The organism is Sphingomonas sp. UYEF23 (assembly GCF_040546165.1).
GTDB lineage: Bacteria > Pseudomonadota > Alphaproteobacteria > Sphingomonadales > Sphingomonadaceae > Sphingomonas > Sphingomonas glacialis.
The window spans coordinates 395,251-413,361 of the sequence record NZ_JBEPNG010000002.1; the positions used below are offsets into that span (position 1 = coordinate 395,251).

An 18,111-nucleotide genomic window follows, 5' to 3' on the forward strand; every position below is an offset into this window, starting at 1 on the left:
CTAGCTCGCGGCGAACACGCCGCAGGCGATCCGCCCGCCGCTATTGCCCGATGGGTCGGTCATCAGATCGTCGGGCTTGTCGTGAATGACGATCGCGGCGCCATCGGCATCGAGCAAGGCCGCCATCGTCGCGGCGGGCAGCACCGCGCCGATCGTGCCGCGCCCGTTCGCCCCGACGATCAGATTGGGCATGTCGCCCTCATGCGGGCCTTGCGGGTTCATCGACCCATGCTTTGCGCCAAGCGGATTGAAGTGGCCGCCCGCGGTGGCGAAATCGGGGGCGTCGCAGCGCCCAACGGTGTGGATATGCGCGCCGTGCGTGCCCGGCGGCAGGCCCTGCAGGTCGAGCGTCACACGCAGCCCGCCGGTGACCTCGGTCACCGTCGCGCGCCCGACATCGGCGCCATCGGCAGTGCGCAGCATGGCGACCGCACGCGCGCCTTGCGCGATCGGCGCGCCGGTCTTGCCGGGGTGCTCGGTATTGCAGGCTGCCAGGCCCAGCAGGGCCGTCGTCGCGATCATCACCTTACGCATCGGATCCTCCTTGTTCAGGGCTGCTTGCTGCGCGCGAACGCCGGGTTGCGCAACCGCGCACGACGTCGCCCACGAAAAAGGCCCGCGCGACAGGTGTCGCGCGGGCCATGAACGTGCGGTGCGGCGGTTTAGTTCGCTGCGCTCGTCCGGATATTGCCGTTGATGCCGTTCGGGAAGAACCCGCCACCGACCAAAGCCGACTTCGACAGATAGACGATGTTGAGCACCTGGCCCGTCGTCCGGCTGTAGGCGAGGCCGTTGGCATCGGTCGGCACGATGTTCGACTGGCTCGCGTCTGGGCCAGCGATGCCCTGATCGTCGTCGCTTGCGCCATCGAGGCTGTCGCGCGCATCGCTGATCTTGCCGGCCGCGGTGACGAGCGACGGCGTCGCCAGACCCTTGGCATAGAGCACCGTGCGGACGAGGCCGGCGTGATAGGCCTCGGCCGCGAGGATGCCAGCGGCCGCCTCGAGATAGGTCTTGTTGGTGATCAGCGGCGACGCGCCCTTATAGGCCGACACGCCGACGTCTTCGAAGATGAAGGCGCCGAGCAGGAAGTTGACGTCGCTGGCATAGGGATCGAACGTGCCGGCGGTGTTGTCGATCGCGCCGCTCGCGTTGGTCGCGATCCCGGCAGCGCGCGCCGCCATGGTGAAGGCGCCATTGGCACCGCCGTCGATATTGATCGCCGGTTGCGCCACCGCTGCCGACCCAAGCGCCGAGCGCAGGAAGGTGACGTGCGCCGCTTCGTCGGCCGCGATTTCGCGGGCGTATTGGGCGACGACCGGGTCGGTGAAGGTGACCTGGCGGCCGCCGACGACGGCGCCCTGCGTTCCCGTGCCGGTCAAGGCCGACGCCGGGAGGCCCTGGCCGTACACCGCGTTCACGTAGAATTGCGCCTCGAGATATTCGAGGTTCAACGCGAAGTTGAGCACGTCGAGATCGGTCTGCATGCTCGACGATGTCGTCGGCGTTGGGGTCGGGGTGGGCGTGGGTGTCGGGGTCGTGCTGTCGTTGCACGCTGCAAGCAAGGACAGGCCACCGGCCGCTACGGTCGCGGTTGCGGCGGTGCGCATGAAGTGACGACGCTCCTGGCGGCGGCGTTCACCGGCCTCGAGGACTTGCGCGAGTATGGTCTGATCGGTCATGTCGATATCTCCCCAAATGGGAACGGCGCGGCTTAGTTCGCGGCGCTCGTCTTGATGTTGCCATTCACGCCAGCCGGGAAGAACCCGCCCATCGTGACCGAAGCATTGTTCAGATAGACAATGTTGAGCACCTGGCCGGTGGTCCGGCTGAACGCGATGCCGTTACTGTCGAGCGGCACGATGTTCGATGCAGCGCCGCCGTTGATCGTCGTCGGGGAGATGCCTTGATCGAGGTCGGTCGCCCCGTCGAGCGAATCGCGGGCGTTCGAGATCGCATCGGCTGAAGTGCGCAGCGACGGCGTCGCAACGCCGCGCGCATAGAGCGCGGTGCGCACGAGTGCGGCATGATACGCCTCGACCGCGAGGATACCGGCGGCCGCCTCGATATACGTCTTGGTGAGCAGCGGGGCAGCGCCCTTGTACGCGGTGACGCCGACGTCTTCGAAGATGAACGCGCCAAGCAGGAAGGCGTCGTCGTTCGCATAAGGATCGAACACCGAAGTCTGCGCGGTGCCGGCAGGGGCGGAGGCGATCAGGCCTGCGGCGCGGGCGGCCGAGCTGAATGCGCCGGTTGGCGTAATGCCGATGTCGATCGCGGGCTGCGCGACCGCCGAACTGCCGAGGGCTGTACGCAGGAAGGTCACGTGCGTGATTTCATCCGCCGCGATTTCCTTGGCATAGGCGGCGACGAGCGGGTCGGTGAAGACGACCTTGCGGCCACCGACCGCGGCACCTTGCGTACCGGTGCCGGTCAGCATCGATGGCGACAGGCCGACGCCGGTAACGGCCACGCTGTAGAACTGTGCCTCGAGATATTCGAGGTTGAGCGCGAAGTTGAGGATGTCGGGATCGGTCGGGGTGGTCGGGTCGGCTGCCGAGGCGCGGCTGCCCATCGACATCGCGCCGATGCCGGCGCCTGCGACGGCTGCGGCGCCAAAGGCGGTCTTGAAGAAATCACGGCGTTCGTTGCGGCGTTCGACACGCCGATCCAGAACGTCGATCAGTTGCTTGCTTACATCGTCGGTCATCGGTTCAGACCTCCCCTGCTGCGAGTGCATCGTCGAACCACGACCGCGACGTCTCCGTGGCGGACCTTGATTTGCGATGTCACCGCTTCGCCTACACACGACAGGACGCTAACCGCCGCGAGACCGCTTTGGCTGTTCTTGTCGGCGCAGGTACGAGCGCAAGCGTGCGTAAGACGCACGCGGCATGAACAAATTTGCAGTTTGTCGGGCGTTGCCCGGTCAGAGGCCGATCTTGCGCGCGCGCTCGACCACGTTGGGGTCGAGGCTCAGCGCCAGCGCGCGGTCGCTCTCGGCTTTTACCGTATCGCCGCTCTTCGCCGCGACAAGGCTGCGCATGTACAGCGTCCAGGGGTTCTTGGGCGCGACCGCCAGGGCGGCGTCATAATCGGCGAGCGCCTGGCGGAGCTCACCGCGCCGCAGCCGGATCAGCCCGCGACTGTCGAGGTACGACGGGTTCTTGGGCTGGATCCTAATCGCGGCGTTGCAATCCGACAGCGCCTTGTCGGTCTCGGTCCCGAGCAAGCCGCGCGCCCAGCAGCGCCCGTTGAGCGCCGATGCGCGACCGCTGTCCTCCGGATGGCTGGCGAGCCATTGATCGTAATTGGCAAGCGCGGCGGCGGGTTCGTCGAGCCGGTCGTACAGGCTCGCAACGGCGAGCCGCTTGTCCGACGAGGGGGCGATCGCGCGATCGGCGGCTTTGACGTCGTCGAGCACCTCGGCGCGTGGCGCGATCGAGACTTTCAGCCGCGCCCGCGCGATCCGTGCGTCAGGGTCGCCCGGCGCGAGCCGGATCGATTCGGCGAGATCGCCGAGCGCCGCGTCGCGCTGGCGATTGGCGAGCCGCGCCATCGCGCGCTGATAGAAATAGCGGCCCTCGGTCGGGGCGAGCGCGCACGCCTTGGAGAAATCGAGCAACGCCTCGGTAACGCGGTGGTTGGAAAACAAGACCGCGCCGCGCCGGCTATATTCCTCGGCAGTGGTGGGTTCGGGGGCGGTGTTGGTCAAGTTTAGCGCCTTGCCCTCGGCCGACATCGCGCCCTTCGGCGTCAAGTTGAACACCGGGCCACCCTCATAGGTGATGAACAGCGCGCGATTGGCGTTCGAGACGAACATGCGGTGCGTCAGGAAGAAATCGGCACCGACCAGCATGTCGATATCCTGCATCCCGATCTCGGAAATGGTCAGGCGAGGGCGGCGGATCGCCTCGCCGCCAATGTCGATCGTGTCGAACGGCGCGAGCCACGCCGGCACCTGCCGCGCGCCGAGGCCGCGGCTGAAGCCTGTCCGGATAACACCGGGGGATTCAGGCGTTACCCCCGCGCGCTTGGCCGCGGCGAGCGACACCAGCGAGCTTTGCGCACCACTGTCGAACATCGCGCGGATCTTGACGCCGTTGAGCAGGATCGTGCCAATCGTGTGCGGCTTCCACGGCCCCGGACCCGGCGCGGCGAGCGGGACCATCGTGCTGGGCTTGTCGCCTGCCCAATACGCCAGGTTGGCCTTCGCGCAGCCGGTCACCTTCATCAACCGGACAGCGCCATGCGGCAAATCATATTCGACATCGCCGATGCCGAGGACGTTCTGACCAAGCAGCCCCGCGGTCCCGGTGTCGCTACCGGCCACGACAAAATCGGCTTTCGGGATGGCGATCCCGCCTAGCGAGAAGTCCTTGGCGGTGATGAAGGCGGCAGAGGCATCGCCGCCAATGCCCGTGATCCGGAAATAGCTCGGCAGGGGCAATACGCGTTCGCCGAACTCGGCGGCGTTCGCCCGCGAGATCGTGCTGTAGAAGGCTCCGCTGTCGAGGATGAAGCGCGCATCCTTGGCGCCGAATTTGGCGAGCACCATCGGTGATCGGCCGTTCATCGTCACGGGAAGCTCGAGCATTTTGGCGATCTGACACCCCGCCGGCGTTCTGGCGAATGCCGGCATCGGTGCGATCAGCGCTGCCGCAGGAAGGATAAGGCGCAACATTTGCATCGACGGCCCCCTCGTATCGCAGTCTCGAGCTGTTGCGCCGGAGCGAAAATCTCCAGTCTGCTCAATGCTAAGCCGCCATTCGGCCCGCCCGAGACGTAGCGCGCCCGGCGCCTGCGAGAATAGTGAAAAAGCGCTCATGCGCCGAAGATTGCGCGCGTCGCGCCTGCGCGCGGCCGTCACGCCCTTCCCCAAGCGACACCTCGCTGCTATCGGCCTCCCGACTCTCGCATTCGCATAGTCGGTCGCGCCCGCGCGGAACCTCCAAGGTTTCGCCTCCCCGCCGCGGCCTGACGCAAAGGGAAGGACCCGCTGCTTATGACCGCCATCGGCCAGGATACCCTCGGTACACGCACCACGCTCGACGTGGGTGGCGTGCACTACGACTATTACAGCCTCGCCACGGCGGCCGAGAAGCTCGGCGACATCAGCCGTCTGCCGTTCTCGATGAAGGTGCTGCTCGAAAATCTGCTGCGCTTCGAGGACGGCAAGACCGTCACCACCGAGGATCTCCAGGCGATCATCGACTGGCAGCAGGAGCGCAAGTCCGACCGCGAAGTCCAGTATCGCCCCGCGCGTGTGCTGATGCAGGATTTCACCGGCGTGCCTTGCGTCGTCGATCTCGCCGCGATGCGCGATGCGATCACCAAGCTCGGTGGCGACGCCGCCAAGATCAACCCGCTCGTGCCGGTGCATCTCGTGATCGATCACTCGGTGATGGTCGACGAATTCGGCACGCCCAAGGCGTTCGAGGATAACGTCGAGCTCGAGTACCAGCGCAACAACGAGCGCTACGAGTTTCTCAAGTGGGGCTCCAAGGCGCTCGACAATTTCAAGGTCGTGCCCCCCGGCACCGGCATCTGCCACCAGGTCAATCTCGAGAACCTCGCCCAGACGGTGTGGTCCTCGGCCGCGCCCGACGGCAAGACGATCGCGTACCCCGACACCTGCGTCGGCACCGACAGCCACACGACGATGGTCAACGGCCTCGGCGTGCTCGGCTGGGGCGTCGGCGGGATCGAGGCCGAGGCCGCGATGCTCGGCCAGCCGGTGTCGATGCTGATCCCCGAAGTCGTCGGCTTCAAGCTCCACGGCTCGCTCGCCGAGGGCATCACCGCGACCGACCTCGTGCTCACCGTCACGCAGATGCTGCGCGCCAAGGGCGTGGTCGGCCGCTTCGTCGAGTTCTATGGTCCGGGCCTCGATGCGCTGTCGCTCGCCGATCGCGCGACGATCGCCAACATGGCGCCCGAATATGGCGCGACGTGCGGCTTCTTCCCGATCGATGACGCGACGCTCACCTATCTGCGCCTGACCGGCCGCAGCGAAGAGAACATCGCGCTGGTCGAGGCCTATGCCAAGGCACAGGGCATGTGGCGTCTGGCCGATGCGCCCGACCCCGTCTTCACCGACACGCTCGAGCTCGACATGGCCAATGTCGTGCCGTCGCTCGCCGGTCCGAAGCGCCCGCAGGACAAGGTCATCCTCACCGAGGTCGACGACACGTTCAACGCCGACCTGGCGAAGATCTATCATCATTCGACCGCCAAGCGCGTTCCGGTCGAAGGCCGTGACCATGACATCGGCGACGGCGACGTGGTGATCGCCGCGATCACCAGCTGCACCAACACGTCGAACCCGTCGGTGCTCGTCGCCGCCGGCCTCGTCGCGCGGAAAGCCAATGCGTTCGGTCTCAAGCCCAAGCCTTGGGTCAAGACCTCGCTCGCGCCGGGTTCGCAGGTCGTCACCGACTATCTCGACAAGGCCGGGCTGACCGAAGACCTCAACGCGGTCGGCTTCAACCTCGTCGGTTATGGCTGCACCACCTGCATCGGCAATTCGGGCCCGCTCGCACCCGCCATCTCGGCAGCGATCAACGGCAACGACATCGTCGCTGCCTCGGTGCTGTCGGGCAACCGCAACTTCGAGGGCCGCGTCTCGCCCGACGTGCGCGCCAATTTCCTCGCTTCGCCGCCGCTCGTCGTCGCCTATGCACTCAAGGGCACGGTGACCGAGGACTTCACCACCACCCCGATCGGCCAGGCAACCGACGGCACCGACGTCTATCTCAAGGACATCTGGCCGACCAACGCCGAAGTCCGCGACGTGATGGACGCGAACATCGACCGCGGCATGTTCCAGTCGCGCTATGCGAGCGTCTTCCTCGGCGACAAGAAGTGGCAGGCGATCGCGATCGAAGGGTCGGACACCTATGCCTGGCCGCCGGCATCGACCTACATCGCCAACCCGCCGTACTTCGAGGGCATGTCGATGACCCCGGCGCCGGTGCAGGACATCATCGAGGCGCGTCCGCTCGCGATCCTCGGCGATTCGATCACCACCGACCACATCTCGCCGGCCGGCTCGATCAAGGCAGATTCGCCTGCGGGCGCGTGGCTGATGGAGCGGCAGGTCACCCGCGCCGACTTCAACTCGTACGGCGCGCGTCGCGGCAACGATAACGTGATGGTCCGCGGCACCTTCGCCAATATCCGCATCAAGAACGAGATGGTCCCCGGCGTCGAGGGCGGCATGTCCTCGTACAAGGGCGAGACGATGCCGATCTATGACGCAGCGATGCGCTTCAAGGCCGATGGCGTTCCGCTGATCGTCATCGCGGGCAAGGAATATGGCACCGGCTCGTCGCGCGACTGGGCGGCGAAGGGCACCAATTTGCTCGGCGTGCGCGTCGTCATCACCGAGAGCTTTGAGCGCATCCACCGCTCGAACCTGGTCGGCATGGGCGTGTTGCCGCTGCAGTTCGCCGAAGGCGTCGATCGCAAGACGTTGAACCTGGATGGCTCCGAGAGCTTCACGATCATGAAGGTCTCGGAAATCCGTCCGCGCCAGGACGTCGAGGTCACGATGACCCGCGCCGACGGCACGGTCGAGACGTTTATGACGAAGTGCCGGATCGATACCGTCAACGAGCTGGAATATTTCCTCAACGGCGGCATCCTGCAGTACGTGCTGCGCAAGCTCGCGGCCTGATCTGCGGGGACTGAAGAGGGGACGGGTGGCGCTGCCGCCCGTCCCTTTTTTGTGTCTGGGGTTTAGAAACTCCCTCTCCCTGCGGGAGAGGGAAGGGGCCCGCTCGGCGAAGCCGGGTGGGAAGGGTGAGGACAGCGCGCTCCAGCGATGGGTGCTGCCCTCACCCGACCTCGCTTCGCTCGGCCACCCTCTCCCGAAGGGAGAGGGGTAGAAACAGGAAATGCCCGCCGCGCACGAGGCGCGGCGGGCATCCTTTCCTCCCCAGGAAACTCTCAAAGCCATTCAAACTGTGGCGCTTTTTACAAGCCTGCTCACCAGTCGTGGCGCCACTAGGAGCGATTGCGTGCCAACCGCCAGCGGGATTCGGCTGCGGTATCGGTAAAGGCGTGACCAATCCTGACGCAAACTCGAGTGATCTTGTAAAGATGTGACAGTTAGGGTCATGTACGCCTGCGACTCCGCCGGAGCGCCGAGCAGATCCGAGGACGTGTCATGGCCGATCGCAAACTCTTCGCTGGCCACGCCATCCGCCGCTTGCGGCGTCAGGCGGGGCTGACCCAGGCGGCGATGGCCGAAGTGCTGACGATTTCGCCGAGCTATCTCAACCTCGTCGAGAAGAACCAGCGCCCGTTGTCGGGATCGCTGATCGTCAAGCTCGCCGAGAGTTTCGACTTCGATCCGCGCGCGCTCGCGGCAGGCGAGCCGGGTGGGGGCGAGGCCGCGCTCAGGCGGCGGCTTGCCGATCCGATGTTCGCCGATCTCGAGATCGACCGCAACGAACTCGAGGAATGGCTCGCCGGCGCACCCGGCGGCGCCGAAGCCTTTGCGCGCGCCTTCGACCGGATCGGCGCGGGCAGCGCGGCCGCGCCCGGCGCGCTCGATTCGGTCGGCGAGGTACGCCGCGAGATCGAACGCTGGCGCGGCTATTTTTCGGATCTCGACACGATCGCGGAGAAACTCGCCGACGAGTTGCGGCTTGGAGCCGGCGATCTCTACGGCGCGATCTCGGAGCGATTGCGCGTCAAGCACCAGCTGACGATCCGCGTGCTGCCGGTCGACGTGATGCCCGACCTGCTGCGCCGTACCGATCTCCACGCGCGGCAATTGCAGGTGTCGGAAATCCTCGACCCGGCCTCGCGCACGTTCGCCGTTGCCTATCAGCTCGCCGAGATCGAGGCGCGGAGCGAAATCGACGGGCTGGTCAAGGGCGCGGGCTTTACCGATCGCGCCGCCGAGCGGCTCTACCGCCGCCACCTTGCCAGCTATTTCGCCGCAGCGGTGATGATGCCGTACGCCCGCTTCCTGCGCGCGTGCGAGGCGACGGGATACGATATCGAGTTGCTCCAGCGCCGCTTCGGTGCCGGGTTCGAGCAAGTCGCGCACCGGCTGACGACGTTGCAGCGCGTGGGCGCGCGGGGGCTGCCGTTCTTCTTCGTGCGGATCGACCGCGCGGGGCAAGCGTCGAAGCGCTTTTCGGGCGCGAGTGCGTCGCCACTGGCGGAGGCCGAAGGGCGCTGCCCGTTGTGGCAGATTCACGCCGCGTTCGATCGGCCGGGCAAGCTCGTCGTGCAGCTCGTCGAGCTCGAGGATGGTGCGCGCTGGTTGACGCTCGCGCGGACGGTGGCGCCACAAGGGCGTCGCTTCGGCGCGGTGGCGGCCGAGTTCGTCGTCGGGCTGGGCGTGGCGGCGGAGCATGCCGGGGCGCTGGCGATCGCGCGCGGAGTCGATCTCAAGGGGGAGGCGACCCCGATCGGCCTCGGGTGTCGCGCGTGTGGGCGCGGGCATTGTCCGCAGCGTTCGCTGCCGCCGGCGGGGCGTGCGCTGGTGCTCAACGATCGCGAGCGTGGGGTAAGCGCGTTTACCTTCGGCGGGGATTGAACTGGGATTTGCCGCCCGTCATGCCAGCGGTTAGACTGCACGGCCAACTGGAGTGAGATCGATGAACACGCAGCCGACTGCCTGACCATCCTGCCGCCCGAGCGCGGCCTCTCATCTCTGGAATTCTCGCGTGAAACGATTGGAAGACAAACTGTGCGTCGTGACCGGCGCAGGGCGCGGCATCGGCGCGGCGATCGCGCGCGCGTTCGCGGCACAAGGCGCGCGCGTCGTGGTGACCGACAAGGATGGCCCGCGGGCGCAGGTGCTCGCCGCCGAGCTCGACCAGGCCTGGGCCTTGCTCGACGTTGCGCTTGAAGCGGATTGGGCGCGGTTCGCGGTGGCGTGGCCAGCGATCGACGTGCTGGTCAACAATGCCGGAGTCACCGGGTTCGAGGACGGCGTTGCCGCGCATGATCCCGAACATGCCACGCTCGAGGATTGGCGGGCGGTCCACCGCGTCAACCTCGACGGCACCTTCCTCGGCTGTCGCTATGCGATCGGCGCGATGCGGGCGAAGGGTGCTGGGTCGATCATCAATATCTCTTCGCGTTCGGGGATGATCGGGATCCCGGCCGCGGCAGCCTATGCCTCGTCAAAGGCGGCGATCCGCAACCACAGCAAGACCGTGGCGCTCTATTGCGCGCAACAGGGGCTGGCCATTCGGTGCAACTCGATCCACCCCGCGGCGATCCGCACGCCGATGTGGGATCCGATGCTGGGTGACGGGCCGGATCGTTCGGCGCGCGCGGCGGCGCTGGTCGCAGACACGCCGCTGCGCCGCTTCGGCGAGCCCGAGGAAGTTGCCGCACTCGCGGTGCTGCTGGCAAGCGATGAGGCGCGCTACATGACGGGGACCGAATTGACGATCGACGGCGGCATTCTCGCCGGGTCGGCGGCAAGCCCAGCGCGATAGCAGCCGCCCGGTGTGGTGTGATATTTACAATATTACATTGCTCCGGCGACGGGTTTTACAGGATAACGCGGTAGTCAGTCGATGAACGGCTTACAGCGCTGTCAATTCATGTACCTATCTCGCCATACACACAGAGCGAGGGGCACCCCCATGACCTACCAGACCGACATCGCCCAGACCAAGAGCCTGATCCAGCGCTACAACGGCACCTGGGATGGCATCGATGCCGAGAGCGTCGCGCGGATGCGGGTGCAGAACCGGTTCCAGAGCGGGCTCGACATCGCGCGCTACACCGCCGCGATCATGCGCAAGGATATGGCGGCGTATGATGCCGACCCGTCGGCCTACACCCAGTCGCTCGGCTGCTGGCACGGCTTTATCGGCCAGCAGAAGATGATCAGCATCAAGAAGCATTTCGGCTCGACCGAGCGCCGCTATCTTTACCTCTCGGGCTGGATGATCGCCGCGTTGCGGTCCGAATTCGGCCCGCTGCCCGATCAGTCGATGCACGAAAAGACCAGCGTTCCCGCGCTGATCGAGGAGCTCTACACCTTCCTGCGCCAGGCCGATGCACGCGAGCTCGGCATGATGTTCCGCGATCTCGATGCGGCTCGCGCCAGCGGCAACCAAGTCGAGGAGCAGCGGCTGCTCAACGCGATCGACGGCTATCAGACGCATGTCGTGCCGATCATCGCCGATATCGATGCGGGCTTCGGCAATGCCGAGGCGACCTATCTGCTCGCCAAGAAGATGATCGAGGCGGGCGCCTGCGCGCTCCAGATCGAGAATCAGGTGAGCGACGAAAAGCAGTGCGGCCATCAGGACGGGAAGGTCACCGTGCCGCACGAGGACTTCCTCGCGAAGGTCCGCGCGTGCCGCTACGCCTTCCTCGAACTCGGCGTCGAGGACGGGATCATCGTGACGCGCACCGATTCGCTCGGCGCGGGGCTGACCAAGCAGATCGCTGTGTCGAAGGAACCGGGTGATCTCGGCGACCAGTATAACAGCTACCTCGATTGCGAGGAGATCGACCCGGCGACCGCGCGCAACGGCGACGTCATCCTCAACCGCGACGGCAAGCTGCTGCGCCCGAAGCGGCTCGCATCGAACCTGTTCCAGTTCCGCGCCGGCACCGGCGAGGACCGCTGCGTGATGGATTGCATCGCTTCGCTGCAGAACGGCGCCGACCTGCTGTGGATCGAGACCGAGAAGCCGCATATCGAGCAGATCGCGGGCATGGTCGACCGCGTTCGCTCGGTCATCCCCAACGCCAAGCTGGTCTACAACAATTCGCCGAGCTTCAACTGGACGCTCAACTTCCGTCAGCAGGTCTATGACGCCTGGGCGGGCGAGGGGAAGGATGTCTCGGCGTATGACCGGGCGCGGCTGATGTCGGTCGATTATGACGGGACCGAACTGGGCGACGAGGCCGACGAGCGGATCCGCACCTTCCAGAAGGACGCCGCCGCGCGTGCGGGGATCTTCCATCACCTGATCACGCTGCCGACCTATCACACCGCGGCGCTGTCGACCGACAATCTCGCCAAGGAGTATTTCGGCGATGCGGGGATGCTCGGCTATGTGAAGGGCGTCCAGCGCAAGGAAATCCGCGAGGGGATCGCCTGCGTCAAGCACCAGAACATGTCGGGCTCGGACATCGGCGACGATCACAAGGAGTATTTCGCGGGTGAGGCGGCGCTCAAGGCGGGCGGCGCGCACAATACGATGAACCAGTTTGCGGCCTGACGCAGCCGGCGGAGCGAAGCTCCGCCGCGCCCGCGGCAGGCCCGGCCGGCGGGGCCTGCAGCCCCGTCCGACGACGCGGCTTTGCCGCGGCGGGGTTTGAGCTCCCCCTCGAGCCCGCCGCAGCTTTCGGCCGGTCCGGAACCAACAGCATCCATCGCGGCTTGTGCTGCGATGGATGTTGCGTTTCCGGCCTCAGCGCCTCGACTTGCCAGGGTGCGCGCACGGTGGCGGATCTACCTGACCTATTGGTGGCGACACGGGCGCTGGCCCGCGCTCGATGATTCGCGCACCTTCACCGAGCTGGTCCAGGCGCGCAAGCTGGCCGGCGCCGACCCCGCGATGGTGCGAATGGCGGACAAGCTGGTGGCGAAGACGATCGTGACCGAGCGGCTCGGCGCCGACTGGGTCATCCCGACGCTGTGGCAGGGGACCGAATTACCCGAGGCACCGGCATGGCCCACGCCATTCGTCGTCAAGGCGCGGCACGGCTGCAACCAGACCGCCTTCGTCTTCGACGATGGCGCCAACTGGGCCGATATCCGCAGGCGTGCGGCCGGATGGATGCGATCGACCTATGGATATTGGCTCGATGAGGATCTCTACGCGGGCATCCCACACGGGCTGATGGTCGAGCCGTTCATCGGCGCGCCGCCGGTGCTGCCGATCGACTATAAATTCTACGTGTTCGGTGGGCGCGTCCGCTACGTCCAGGTTCATCTCGGTCGCGGCGGACGGCATCGCTGGATCCTGTTCGACCGTCACTGGCAGCGCGTGTCGTCGGCAAGCGCCGATCCCGACCCAACGCCGCCGGTCACGCTCGGCCAGATGATCATGGCCGCCGAGCGCCTGTCCGACGGGCGCGATTTCGTGCGGGTCGATCTCTACGAAATCGACGGGCGGCCGTTGTTCGGCGAAATGACCTTCTATCCGGGTTCGGGGCTCGATCCGTTCAGCCCCGTCGCGCTCGACGCCGAGCTTGGCGCGCACTGGCTGCGCGCCAAGCTTGCCATGCTCGAACCGCTACGCGCGGTTGCCTGACGCCTGGGCGTTCAGGCGCCCGCAACCGCCAAGCGCTCGATCTGCTCCGGGCTCAGCACGAGGTCCATCGATCCCAGCAATTCCTCGACCTGCGCGACACTCGTCGCGCTGGCGATCGGCGCGGTGACGGCGGGCTGTTCGGCGAGCCATTTGAGCGCGATCTGCGCGAGGCTCGCGCCGGTTTCCGCAGCGATCGCGTCCATCACGGCAAGGACGGCCGGTCCGCTGCCGTCGAGGAACGCCTGCATCCGTCCGCCGCGCACGCTCTTGCCGAAATCGTCGGCGCTGCGATATTTGCCCGTCAGGAAGCCCGAGGCGAGCCCGTAATAGGGCACCACGCCGATATTGTACTCGACGCAATACGCCTGGAGCTCGCCCTCGAACTTCTGGCGGCTGACGAGGTTATATTCGGGCTGGAGCACATGATAATGCGGCAGTCCGTGCGCCTTGGCGGCATCGTTTGCCGATTTCAGCCGCGCGGCGTGGAGGTTCGATGCGCCGAGCGCGCGGATCTTGCCCGCGTCGATCAGCTTGCCGAACGCGGCCAGCGCGTCTTCCTGCGCGACCACGTCGTCGTCCTGATGTGCGAAATACAGGTCGATCGTCTCGACGCCGAGCCGCTTGAGCGAGGCGTCGCAGGCAGCGGCTATCCGGGCCGGCGCGAGCTTTTCGCCGCCTTCGCCCGGCAGCATGCCGACCTTGGTCGCGATCTGCACCTGGTCGCGCTTGCCCGATTGCTTGAGCCACGCACCGATCACGGTCTCGGACTCGCCGCCTTTGTGGCCGGGAACCCAGGCGGAATAGACGTCGGCGGTATCGATCATCGTGCCGCCACCCGCGACGAAGGCGTCGAGCACGGCGAAGCTGGTCGCCTCGTCGGCGGTCCAGCCGAAGACGTTGCCGCCGAGCACGAGCGGGGCGATGCGGAGGTCGGTGGCACCCAGGCGGCGAAGAGTGGTCATTGCGGCTGGTCCTCATTGCCGGGCGCGTCGTCATTGACGATCACGGCGGCGTTGGTGTCGGGGGAATTGGCGTCGAGCGAAGCGGCCGCCTCGTCGAGCGCCTGGTCCTCGCCCGGCGGTGCGCCGGTCGAGGAGGTGCCGCGCGAGCAGGCGGCGAGCAGCAGCAACGAGACGAGCAGGGCGCGTCGCTTGAAACCGATACGCATCAATCGCGGATGTCGTTGCCGAAGTCGGAAATTGCGGCCCCGGCGCGGTCGGCCGCGCGATCGGCCTTGTCGGACAGCCGGTCGGCCTTGTTGCTGAGCACCGCACCGGCATTGTCGAGTCGCGTTTCGGCAGCACCCAGCGCCGCGTCGGTATCGTCGACAGCCTTGGCGCCGGTCGCGTTTGCGTCGGCGGCGACGCTGTTGGCGGCCTCGCCGATATCGTTCTGCGCCTTGGGGCTGCACGCGGCGAGACCGATGGCGGCGACGATCGTGAGCGGCAGCAGGATGCGGGTCTTGATCATGATAGGTCCTTGGCTCCCAGCAATGGGCGCACGCTAGAGGATGGGGTCGGGGGCTTCAACTCCGCGGACGGCATGTTGTTGCGCTGCCAGTCTCGGAATAGGGGCGTTCGAACCGCGTTGACCTCATATAAAGATATCTTTATATGTGATGCCACAATGACCATTGCCCTCGATATCTTTCGCGCGCTTGCCGACGCCACGCGGCTGCGGATCGTCGCCTTGTTGCGGACGATGGAGCTGTCGGTCGGCGAACTCGCGCAAGTGCTCGGGCAGAGCCAGCCGCGCGTTTCGCGGCACGTGAAAATCCTGTGCGACGCGGGGCTCGCCGAGCGGCGCAAGGAAGGCAGCTGGGTATTCGTCGCGCTCGGCAGCGGCGCCACCGTCGGCCCGATCGCGACCGCGCTCGATGCGTGGGGCGAGATCGAGCCCGATCATTGGCGGGTCGCCGATGCGGCGCGGCTCGCTGCGGTCCGCGCCGATCGCGCGGCGTCGGCGGCAAGCTGGTTCGAGGCCAATGCCGGGCAGTGGGACGCGATTCGCTCGCTCCACATCGCCGAGAGCGAAGTCGAGGCGGCGATGTCGGCAGTGCTTGGCGACGCACCGATCGGCCAGTTGATCGACATCGGGACCGGGACCGGGCGGATGCTCGAGCTGTTCGCGGGACGGGCAGGGCAAGCGCTCGGGATCGATCGCAGTTCCGAAATGCTGCGGCTCGCGCGCGCGAAACTGTCCGAGCGCGGGCTGAGCAATGCCGAACTGCGCCAGGCCGATCTCTATGCGCTGCCGCTCGGCGACGACGCGGCGGACGTCGCGATCGTCCACCACGTGCTGCACTTCGCGCAGCAGCCGGGCGCGGCGATCGCCGAGGCCGCGCGCGTGCTGAAGCCGGGCGGGCGGTTGCTGATCGCGGATTTTGCGGCGCATGACCGCGAGGATCTGCGCGCCAAGGATGCGCATACCCGCCTGGGCTTCGCGGACGATCAGATCGAAACGTGGTTCGCCGCGGCGGGGCTGGCGCCGGCCCGGATCGAGACGCTCGAGGGCGGGGAATTGACGGTCAAACTGTGGCTCGCCCGCAAGGTCGGCCAACGCGTAGCAGAGGTGAAGGCGGCATGACGGTTTCGGTAAAGCAGATGCAGGAGGCGCGGCTCGCGCTCGCAGCGCCGTTGTTCGCCGATATCGCGGGCGACGCGCGGGTGAGCTTCGAATTCTTCCCGCCCAAGACCGAGAAGATGGAGGAGACGCTGTGGGAGTCGGTTCAGACGCTCGCGCCGCTCGGCCCGCGCTTCGTCTCGGTCACGTACGGCGCGGGCGGCACGACGCGCGAGCGGACGCATGCGACGGTCGCCCGGATCGCGCGCGAGACCGACATTCCGGCAGCGGCGCACCTCACCTGCGTCGATGCGACGCGCGAGGAGATCGACGCGATCGCCGATGAATATTGGAAGGCGGGGGTGCGCCACATCGTCGCGCTGCGCGGGGATTCGCCCGTCGCGGGTCAGAAGTTCCAGTCGCCGGTCGGTGGGTATGAGAATGCCGCAGCGCTCGTCGCGGGGCTGCGCAAGCTCCACCCGTTCGAGATTTCGGTTTCGGCCTATCCCGAATGCCATCCCGATTCGGCGAGCGAGGCGGCCGATCTCGACAATCTCAAGCGCAAGCTCGATGCCGGCGCGACGCGCGCGATCACGCAGTTCTTCCACGAGGCGGAGACCTTCTTCCGCTTCCGCGATGCCGCCGCCAAGGCCGGGATCGACGCCGAGATCGTTCCGGGGATCATGCCGGTGATGAACTTCGGCGCGGTGCAGCGCATGTCGGCGATGTGCGGCACGGTGGTGCCCGACTGGATGGGGACGCTGTTCGACGGGCTCGACGATCGTCCCGCCGCGCGCCAGTTGGTGTCGGCGACGATCGCGGCCGAGCTGTGCCGGCGCTTGTATGCGGGCGGGGTGCGAGACTTCCACTTCTACACGCTCAACCGGGCCGAGCTCAGCTACGCGATTTGCCATCTGCTCGGCATTCGCGCGCAGCCGGCGTTGGTCGCGGCGCAAGCGGCGTAACGGATTTCACCCCTCCCCTTCAGGGGAGGGGAAGGGGGTGGGGGATGTCTCACCGAGCCATCGGCTTGCCGGACTTCCCCACCCCAACCCCTCCCCTGAAGGGGAGGGGCTTAGAAGGAATAAGATCATGACCACCCGCCAGACCTTCCTCGCCGAAGCCGCCAAGCGCATCCTGATCACTGATGGCGCATTCGGCACCGAGATCCAGAACTGGAAGCTGTCCGAAGCCGATTATGCGGGCGATCTCGGCCTCGCCAAGGACCAGAAGGGCAACAACGACATCCTCGCGCTGACCAAGCCCGAGGTGCCAGAAGCGATCCACCGCGCCTATTTCGAAGCCGGCGCCGATATCGCCGAGACCAACACCTTCTCGGCCAACCGCATCAGCCAGGCCGATTATGCCGCCGAGCATCTCGTGCGCGAGATCAACGTCGAGAGTGCCAAGCTCGCGCGCCGGCTGGCCGACGAGTTCCAGGCGAAGGACGGTCGCCCGCGCTTCGTCGCGGGCGCGGTCGGGCCGACCAACAAGACGCTGTCGCTCAGCCCGGACGTCAACGATCCGGGCTTCCGCGAGATCGACTTCGATTATCTGAAGGACGTGTACCGCGAGCAGGTCGACGCGCTGCTCGAAGGCGGCGCCGATTTCATCCTGATCGAGACGGTGTTCGATACCTTGAACGCCAAGGCCGGGATCATGGCGGTGCTCGAAGCGGCCGACACGCTCGGTCGCGACGTGCCGATCATGCTGTCGATGACGCTGACCGATCTTTCCGGGCGGAACCTGTCGGGGCACACCGTCGAGGCGTTCTGGCACGCGGTGCGCCACGCCAAGCCGGTGACGATCGGGCTCAATTGCTCGTTCGGCGCCGAGCAGTTGCGGCCGCATGTGCGCACGCTGTCGGACATCTGCGATACGCTGATCATGGTGTATCCAAATGCCGGGCTGCCCAACGAGCTCGGTGAATATGACGAGCAGCCGTCGACCACCGCGGGGCTGGTGCGCGAATGGGCGGCGAACGCGCAGGTCAACGTGCTCGGCGGCTGCTGCGGATCGACCCCGGCGCATATCGCGGCGATCGCCAAGGCGGTCGGCGAGCTGCCCCCGCGCGCGCTGCCGGTGCCGCCGGTGGTGACGCGGTTGGCGGGGCTCGAGCCGATGACGATGGCGGCTTAGCCGCGAGCGAACTGCCTTCTTCCCCTCTCCCGTTTGCGGGAGAGGCCGGGGGAGGGCCTTCTTCTACTGCCTATTCAATTGGGTCCTGCATCGAGCAGAAGAAGACCCTCACCCCGACCCTCTCCCGCGAAAGCGGGAGAGGGAGTTAGAAAGCACA

Annotated in this window: 15 protein-coding genes; 8 read left to right on the forward strand and 7 right to left on the reverse strand. The window is 66.6% G+C overall.

What is annotated here, in order from left to right; translation table 11 throughout:
- From ABIB28_RS05160 to ABIB28_RS05175, 4 genes are all read right to left on the reverse strand, one after another.
- Positions 1-534: a superoxide dismutase family protein gene (locus ABIB28_RS05160; RefSeq protein ID WP_133189575.1), complete on the reverse strand. Its 534-nt coding sequence runs from the start codon at positions 532-534 to the stop codon at positions 1-3.
- 128 nt (positions 535-662) lie between these two features.
- Positions 663-1,682 carry a ferritin-like domain-containing protein gene (locus tag ABIB28_RS05165; RefSeq protein ID WP_133189573.1) on the reverse strand — a complete coding sequence of 340 codons (1,020 nt, stop codon included), beginning with the start codon at positions 1,680-1,682 and terminating at the stop codon, positions 663-665.
- A gap of 32 nt (positions 1,683-1,714) precedes the next feature.
- Complete coding sequence (locus tag ABIB28_RS05170; RefSeq protein WP_133189571.1) at positions 1,715-2,710, reverse strand: ferritin-like domain-containing protein; 996 nt, start codon at positions 2,708-2,710, stop codon at positions 1,715-1,717.
- 219 nt (positions 2,711-2,929) lie between these two features.
- Positions 2,930-4,684, reverse strand: a complete 1,755-nt coding sequence (locus ABIB28_RS05175; protein ID WP_354286839.1) for an aspartyl protease family protein — start codon at positions 4,682-4,684, stop codon at positions 2,930-2,932.
- Positions 4,685-5,005: 321 nt separating this feature from the next.
- Between ABIB28_RS05175 and acnA the strand changes: the two genes are divergently transcribed.
- The 5 genes from acnA (at position 5,006) to ABIB28_RS05200 (ending at position 13,253) form a co-directional block, all read left to right on the forward strand.
- Positions 5,006-7,678 carry an aconitate hydratase AcnA gene (acnA, locus tag ABIB28_RS05180; protein WP_354286841.1) on the forward strand — a complete coding sequence of 891 codons (2,673 nt, stop codon included), beginning with the start codon at positions 5,006-5,008 and terminating at the stop codon, positions 7,676-7,678.
- 492 nt (positions 7,679-8,170) lie between these two features.
- A complete protein-coding gene (locus ABIB28_RS05185) occupies positions 8,171-9,556 on the forward strand; it encodes a helix-turn-helix domain-containing protein (protein WP_354286843.1) in 1,386 nt (461 codons plus the stop codon).
- Between the two features lie 130 nt (positions 9,557-9,686).
- Positions 9,687-10,469: an SDR family oxidoreductase gene (locus ABIB28_RS05190; protein WP_354286845.1), complete on the forward strand. Its 783-nt coding sequence runs from the start codon at positions 9,687-9,689 to the stop codon at positions 10,467-10,469.
- A 150-nt stretch (positions 10,470-10,619) separates the two neighbouring features.
- On the forward strand, positions 10,620-12,215 hold the full coding sequence (locus ABIB28_RS05195) for an isocitrate lyase (RefSeq protein ID WP_354286847.1): 1,596 nt from the start codon (positions 10,620-10,622) through the stop codon (positions 12,213-12,215).
- 213 nt (positions 12,216-12,428) lie between these two features.
- Positions 12,429-13,253 (forward strand): ATP-grasp fold amidoligase family protein, encoded by an 825-nt coding sequence (locus tag ABIB28_RS05200; RefSeq protein ID WP_354286849.1) that lies wholly within the window; start codon positions 12,429-12,431, stop codon positions 13,251-13,253.
- A gap of 11 nt (positions 13,254-13,264) precedes the next feature.
- Here ABIB28_RS05200 and ABIB28_RS05205 read toward each other — a convergent pair whose 3' ends face one another.
- The 3 genes from ABIB28_RS05205 to ABIB28_RS05215 are packed head-to-tail and all read right to left on the reverse strand — an operon-like array spanning position 13,265 to position 14,723.
- Complete coding sequence (locus tag ABIB28_RS05205) at positions 13,265-14,215, reverse strand: aldo/keto reductase (RefSeq protein ID WP_354286851.1); 951 nt, start codon at positions 14,213-14,215, stop codon at positions 13,265-13,267.
- Positions 14,212-14,421, reverse strand: a complete 210-nt coding sequence (locus tag ABIB28_RS05210) for a hypothetical protein (protein WP_354286853.1) — start codon at positions 14,419-14,421, stop codon at positions 14,212-14,214. The genes ABIB28_RS05205 and ABIB28_RS05210 overlap by 4 nt, the downstream gene beginning before the upstream one ends.
- Positions 14,421-14,723, reverse strand: a complete 303-nt coding sequence (locus tag ABIB28_RS05215; RefSeq protein WP_133189555.1) for a hypothetical protein — start codon at positions 14,721-14,723, stop codon at positions 14,421-14,423. The genes ABIB28_RS05210 and ABIB28_RS05215 overlap by 1 nt, the downstream gene beginning before the upstream one ends.
- Before the next feature lie 156 nt (positions 14,724-14,879).
- Between ABIB28_RS05215 and ABIB28_RS05220 the strand changes: the two genes are divergently transcribed.
- From ABIB28_RS05220 to ABIB28_RS05230, 3 genes are all read left to right on the forward strand, one after another.
- A complete protein-coding gene (locus ABIB28_RS05220) occupies positions 14,880-15,839 on the forward strand; it encodes an ArsR/SmtB family transcription factor (protein WP_189675306.1) in 960 nt (319 codons plus the stop codon).
- A complete protein-coding gene (gene metF, locus ABIB28_RS05225; RefSeq protein WP_354286856.1) occupies positions 15,836-16,780 on the forward strand; it encodes a methylenetetrahydrofolate reductase [NAD(P)H] in 945 nt (314 codons plus the stop codon). The genes ABIB28_RS05220 and metF overlap by 4 nt, the downstream gene beginning before the upstream one ends.
- Positions 16,781-16,907: 127 nt before the next feature.
- Positions 16,908-17,954, forward strand: a complete 1,047-nt coding sequence (locus ABIB28_RS05230) for a homocysteine S-methyltransferase family protein (protein WP_354286858.1) — start codon at positions 16,908-16,910, stop codon at positions 17,952-17,954.
- Positions 17,955-18,111: the final 157 nt, after the last annotated feature.

Excerpts from the sequence above, each read along its gene's own strand:
- ABIB28_RS05160 (WP_133189575.1), bottom strand. The coding sequence starts at position 534 with ATGCGTAAGGTGATGATCGCGACGACGGCCCTGCTGGGCCTGGCAGCC.
- ABIB28_RS05165 (WP_133189573.1), bottom strand. The coding sequence starts at position 1,682 with ATGACCGATCAGACCATACTCGCGCAAGTCCTCGAGGCCGGTGAACGC.
- ABIB28_RS05170 (WP_133189571.1), bottom strand. The coding sequence starts at position 2,710 with ATGACCGACGATGTAAGCAAGCAACTGATCGACGTTCTGGATCGGCGT.
- ABIB28_RS05175 (WP_354286839.1), bottom strand. The coding sequence starts at position 4,684 with ATGTTGCGCCTTATCCTTCCTGCGGCAGCGCTGATCGCACCGATGCCG.
- acnA (WP_354286841.1), top strand. The coding sequence starts at position 5,006 with ATGACCGCCATCGGCCAGGATACCCTCGGTACACGCACCACGCTCGAC.
- ABIB28_RS05185 (WP_354286843.1), top strand. The coding sequence starts at position 8,171 with ATGGCCGATCGCAAACTCTTCGCTGGCCACGCCATCCGCCGCTTGCGG.
- ABIB28_RS05195 (WP_354286847.1), top strand. The coding sequence starts at position 10,620 with ATGACCTACCAGACCGACATCGCCCAGACCAAGAGCCTGATCCAGCGC.
- ABIB28_RS05205 (WP_354286851.1), bottom strand. The coding sequence starts at position 14,215 with ATGACCACTCTTCGCCGCCTGGGTGCCACCGACCTCCGCATCGCCCCG.
- ABIB28_RS05210 (WP_354286853.1), bottom strand. The coding sequence starts at position 14,421 with ATGCGTATCGGTTTCAAGCGACGCGCCCTGCTCGTCTCGTTGCTGCTG.
- ABIB28_RS05215 (WP_133189555.1), bottom strand. The coding sequence starts at position 14,723 with ATGATCAAGACCCGCATCCTGCTGCCGCTCACGATCGTCGCCGCCATC.
- ABIB28_RS05220 (WP_189675306.1), top strand. The coding sequence starts at position 14,880 with ATGACCATTGCCCTCGATATCTTTCGCGCGCTTGCCGACGCCACGCGG.
- metF (WP_354286856.1), top strand. The coding sequence starts at position 15,836 with ATGACGGTTTCGGTAAAGCAGATGCAGGAGGCGCGGCTCGCGCTCGCA.
- ABIB28_RS05230 (WP_354286858.1), top strand. The coding sequence starts at position 16,908 with ATGACCACCCGCCAGACCTTCCTCGCCGAAGCCGCCAAGCGCATCCTG.